Consider the following 2,645-nt stretch of genomic DNA (forward strand, 5'->3'; position numbering starts at 1 on the left):
GTCGTCGGCCAGCTCGGGCCATGAGGCCAGCCACCCGTTGACCTCGGAGCGACGCGCGACCGGCACCACGATCCCGACGGTGCCCGAGACCTGATCGGCGGCCTCGCCGACCGCTGCCCGCGTCGCGGCCTCGAGGTCGGGCACCGGACCGATCACCTGCGGCTCGACGCCGGTCGAGCGCACAGCCGTCGGCAGGTCGGCATCGAGCCCGACCCGCTCGGCGTACGCCGCCGCGAAGGCGTAGATCTCGGAGGAGTTGCGATAGTTGGTCGACAGGTGGAAGTCGTGGTGCGCCTTGCCCTTGAGCGCCTCGGCGCGCGCCTCGGCGGCCTCGGCGGGCACCGGCCACGACGACTGCGCCGGGTCGCCCACGATCGTCCAGGACGCCGTACGGCCCCGACGTCCGACCATCCGCCACTGCATCGGTGTGAGGTCCTGCGCCTCGTCGATCAGCACGTGCGCGAAGCCGTCGTCCTCGATCGAGTGGGTGGGCGGGGTCCACGCGCGCCCGGTGGGGGCGTACTCACGCTCGGAGGCCGTCATCAGCTCCTGCATGTCGATGCCACCCTCGGCCGCGCTCGCGCCGACCGGGTCGCCCCAGCCGGCGTTGTCGTCCTCGGTGCGGGTCGGGACGTCGCCCAGCGCGTAGCGCAGCTCGTCGATCAGTGGGATGTCCTCGATCGTCAGGCGCGCGTCGTCGCCCCACGACTTGAGCAGCAGCCGCTGCTCCTCGGACGTCACCAGGCCGTCGCCGACGCGGGCGAGCAGCTCGGGGTCGCGCAGCCAGCCGAGCACGTCGGGCGCGCTCAGCGGCGGCCACCAGTCGATGACGAAGTCGAGGAAGTCGTCGTTGCCGAGCAGGTCGTCGTCGAACTTCTCGCGTCCGCGCTCGCGGCCGCGCTCGCTGCGCACCTGGCGCCACATCGTGTCGAGCAGGGTCGGGGTCACGCGCGGCATCTGCCGGTTGCGTCGGCCCTGCGACATCAGCTGGCGCCGGATCCGCCCGAGCGCACCGCGGTCGAGCACGATCTTGGTGTCGTACCAGAACAGCGAGAACTCCGTCGGGCTGCCGGGCGCCTGCTGGCGCGCCGTGCGTCGCATCAGCTCAGCCATCCGCGCCGAGCCCTTCACGTCGGCGACGGCCGGCTCGTCGTGGCGGGTGGCGCGCATGCCGTCGACGACCTCGCCCAGCGAGCGCAGCGCGATCGCGGTCTCGCCGAGGCTCGGGAGGACCCGCTCGATGTAGCGCATGAAGACGCCGCTGGGCCCCACGACCATCACGCCGCCCGTCTCGTAGCGGCGGCGCTCGGTGTAGAGCAGGTAGGCCGCGCGGTGCAGCGCCACGACGGTCTTGCCGACGCCGGGACCGCCGGAGATCGACACGACTCCCTTGCCGGGGGCACGGATGGCCTGGTCCTGCTCGGCCTGGATCGTGGCGACGATCGAGTGCATCGTGCGGTCGCGGGCCCGCGACAGCTGCGCCATCAGGGCCCCCTCGCCCATGATCGGCAGGTCGTCGGTGTTGCCCTCGGCGTCGAGCAGCTCGTCCTCGACGCTCAGCACGGTCGTGCCCTGGGAGCGCAGCACCCGGCGCCGTACGACGTTCTGGGGCGTGGCGGCCGTGGCCTGGTAGAACACCGCGGCGGCGGGGGCACGCCAGTCGATCAGCAGGGAGTCGCGGTTCTCGTCGCGCAGGCCGATGCGGCCGACGTAGCGCGGCTCGGGGTCGAGCTCGGGGCGCAGGTCGAGTCGTCCGAAGACGAGCCCCTCGTGCGCCGCGTCGAGCTGGGCGATCCGCTTGGCGGCCTGGAAGACCATCGCGTCGCGCTCGACCAGCCCACCCTCGTGGCCCAGCCGTCCACGGTCGTGGCCCTCGCGGGCCAGCTGCTGGGCCGCCTTGCCGGCGTCCATCAGCTGCCGGTGGACGCGGTCGACGAACTCCTGCTCGCGAGCGATCTCCTGCTCGACCAGCTCTTCACTCACGCTGCGTGCTCCCAGTACTGCTCGTGGTGCTTGTGATGCTGCCGTGATGGGCAAGTCCAGAAGTCTACAAACCCCGGGGCCCCACGGCGCCATCGGCGACTCGCTGCGCCGACGGCTGCAGCGCTACTTGCCGCGCGAGAGGAAGGCCGTCATCGCTTCCTTGGCCTCGTCGGAGCCGAAGAGCCGCGCCGAGAGCTCGGCCAGGTCGTCACGCTGGGCGTCGATGCGGGCCACGAGGTCGCGGGCGAGCAGCGCCTTGGTCTCGCGCAGACCCTGCGGCGCGCCGGTGGCCAGCGAGGCGCAGATCTCGGCGACGCGCTCGTCGAGCCCATCGGCCGCCACGGCCGTGGTCGCCAGGCCCATTCGGGCCGCCTCGGTGCCGCCGAAGGTCTCGCCGGTCAGGAAGGTGTAGGCCGCGTCGCGCGAGGTGAGACGCGGGAGCACGGTCAGGGAGATCACGGCGGGGGTGAGCCCGAGCTTGACCTCGGTCAACGCGAACGACGCCTCCTCGGCCGCCACGACGATGTCGCACGCGGCGACCAGCCCGATCCCGCCGGCACGCACCGGGCCGGCGACCCGCGCCACGACGGGCTTGGAGAGCGTCACGATCGCGCGCATCACGTCGACGATCGCCTGGGTGCCCTGCGCCATCGACCCGCCTG

General features: G+C 72.7%; 2 protein-coding genes. Both read right to left on the minus strand.

Annotated elements, in window-relative coordinates; all coding sequences use genetic code 11:
- Nucleotides 1-1,983 (minus strand): HelD family protein (locus tag VOI19_RS17845; RefSeq protein WP_323794292.1); only part of this gene is annotated, 1,983 nt, incomplete at its 3' end.
- A gap of 123 nt (nt 1,984-2,106) precedes the next feature.
- Nucleotides 2,107-2,645: enoyl-CoA hydratase-related protein (locus tag VOI19_RS17850; protein ID WP_323794293.1), on the minus strand; the 539-nt coding region annotated here is incomplete at its 5' end.

The sequence above is a fragment of the Nocardioides sp. genome (genome assembly GCF_034670285.1).
GTDB lineage: Bacteria > Actinomycetota > Actinomycetes > Propionibacteriales > Nocardioidaceae > Nocardioides.